Raw genomic sequence first — 2,217 nt, 5'->3', positions numbered from 1 at the left:
ACAGTACCCTTCCTGGTGTCGAGCCAGCGTAGTCGTTGCGTGTGGTGCCGCGTCTGCATTCAGGGATTACTCGCACTCTTTTCCTGACTTGTTGAACGTAAACGTGTTCTTTGAAGGCGACGGAATAGAGAAGACGATTCAAAGCATGTCGGACGACGATATAACAAAACTCAGTCTAACATCTGATTGGAAGCAGCGAAAAAAGGAGTACTACACGAAGATCAACAACGAACTGCAGGAGCTAGGAATACCGTTCAAGTTCCGTGATGCCCCAGGGCAAACATCGGCAACCGGGCAGTTAAGATTTCGAACCCAACCCATCGAGAAGTGGGGTGCGCAACTTTACAGGATCACTGAGGCGGGAGGGACACTGGTGCACGTTAGTCAAAGCCCAGGAACAGAGGAATACCGGACTGTCTCTGAGTTTGGTCTAACGAATTCCGATTTCAACCTCAAAGGAACAGTGAAGGGCGTCTACTGGAGAACGCGATTCTCATAATGCCCGTATTTAAGCAATTCTATCATATCTCGCCCTCACGCGAGATTTATCACCATTCTCTAATTGCCGCGACGCGAGTAGAGATCTTTCCTTACATCAACATAAGCAAAACTGTTTACCTGGTACCTTCGTCAGACGGCGGAAATATTCCGATAGCCTATGGTTATTCCTTGCCGTAAGCGCCAGTGCTGTTCAAATGGATCGGTGCTTTGCTAGGCCTGTAATCAAGCGCCCGCCTGGCCAGCGCCAGCATGCATCCGAAGACAGCGCTAGCAACAGCGGCAATGTGTTTCGCTAGCCAAATGAGCAGATGCTCAGTCGTGAGCACCGTCATATCGTGGTCGGATCGAAATCGCGAGGTGTCCATTCCTCGCCGGGTTCTAGGTCAGCTAGTTCAATTACATGACCCGTGCCTTCAACCGGCCACCCTCCCATCTTGGCTGCCCCGTCGTAGGTGGCCATGCGCCGGGAGATAACCACTTCATCTGTAGCGATGTTGTAGAGCTTTACTTTGTAAACGGTCGTCCTGGCCATCTCTATTTCAATTTCCTCTTGATCTGCGTCGTGGGCGTATCCCCGCACATGAATCACCACTAAGTTGCCCCGCCTGGGCAGCGGCGCAAGCTTGTCGAGGATGTACTGCGGGACTCCTTCTTTGATTTCTACGCCGTATGCGTAAACCAGCCCATCATCGTTGGCGATCTCGTTTATCGTATACTCGATTTGATTCAATTCATCGAGCGTGAGGTCAAGTGCCGCGGCAATCGCCTCGGCTTCCTCGGCGTCGCACTCAGCTTTAAGCTGTCTGCTGCTCATTGTACACAACTCATCATCCCGACTGCCATTCCTAAAGATCAACTTCGTCTGCATCGGCTATCAGCATATTGCTCCGACGCCTTTTGCATAATGAGTGAGCGGTGAGATTCGATCGAGTATCCTGGGCGGCGCTCGCGACTGAGGCATTTGGCAAGGCTCCATATTCTCAGCGAGTGCGGATCAGTTCACGTCTCGAAGGTAATTCAGCATACTGTTGCACGCATTCTCGGCCTCAGCGAAGCTTTGGAGCGGCCAGCCGAGAATCCTGATCGAGCCACGGCTCTGGTCAAGCGGACGCCACGACGCGACGTAGCCCGACCTTCCGCGGAAGCCACGACCAGTCGGGCTCTGGAAGCTGATCACGAACGAATAGCCGTCGCTGTTCGCACTCCATATTTCCATGTCTTCGGCAGCGCGATGGAATTGCAGGAGCATCAGGCTCCGTTCGCCTAGTCAACCCGAGAACGAAATGCTTCGGTCGAACGTCGTAACGGGTCAATACACGGCAGCTCTCGCCGGCAAATTGCGTTCCCTCGTCAAGCCATGGCATGCATCTGGATTCACCAGCGCTCGGCTTGTCCGTCCAGCCACCTGCCTCGATCCCGCGCTTGAAAACTACAGATGTGAAGGTGTTTAGCGACGCGGAAACGCGTTCCTTGGCATCGATTTGCCCTATGTTTGTCGCTTCGATCAACTGCCTAAGCAGGTAGTTGACTGTGACACGAGATACGCTTGATGACCAGCGAGTTCTGGCAAATGGTCCGACACCCCAGTTTGGGAGTTTAAATCACAGGCGTTCGTCAAAATGCAACGCCCCCCACCGCCGGCCCTCTGGTTGGGTGTGACCTTGCCCCCAGATTTTATCCAGTTCTGAGTTCGCTCAAGCCATTGGATTTGCCCAG

General features: G+C 53.2%; 3 protein-coding genes. 1 reads left to right on the top strand and 2 read right to left on the bottom strand.

The annotated features are described in order from the left end of the window. Window positions 1-499, top strand: a 499-nt coding sequence (locus tag XI05_RS01005) for a hypothetical protein (RefSeq protein WP_271498050.1), incomplete at its 5' end; no start/stop codon positions are given. Between the two features lie 330 nt (window positions 500-829). Here XI05_RS01005 and XI05_RS01000 read toward each other — a convergent pair. After that, window positions 830-1,315, bottom strand: coding sequence for a hypothetical protein (locus XI05_RS01000; protein WP_271498047.1), 486 nt, complete (start codon window positions 1,313-1,315; stop codon window positions 830-832). Window positions 1,316-1,495: 180 nt separating this feature from the next. Further along, the gene (locus XI05_RS00995; protein WP_172789739.1) at window positions 1,496-1,750 is read right to left on the bottom strand and encodes a hypothetical protein; all 255 of its coding nucleotides are present in this window, start codon (window positions 1,748-1,750) and stop codon (window positions 1,496-1,498) included. Between the last annotated feature and the right edge of the window lie 467 nt (window positions 1,751-2,217).

Origin of the sequence: Bradyrhizobium sp. CCBAU 11357, from assembly GCF_028128865.1 — a bacterium.
In the GTDB taxonomy this organism is placed as follows: Bacteria; Pseudomonadota; Alphaproteobacteria; order Rhizobiales; family Xanthobacteraceae; genus Bradyrhizobium.
Note: the sequence above shows the minus strand (reverse complement) of the source record. Positions and strands in the feature narration are given on the sequence as shown.

Bases quoted from the DNA above. Each gene is read 5' to 3' on its own strand.
- XI05_RS00995 (WP_172789739.1), bottom strand. From the start codon at position 1,750: ATGCTCCTGCAATTCCATCGCGCTGCCGAAGACATGGAAATATGGAGT.
- XI05_RS01000 (WP_271498047.1), bottom strand. From the start codon at position 1,315: ATGAGCAGCAGACAGCTTAAAGCTGAGTGCGACGCCGAGGAAGCCGAG.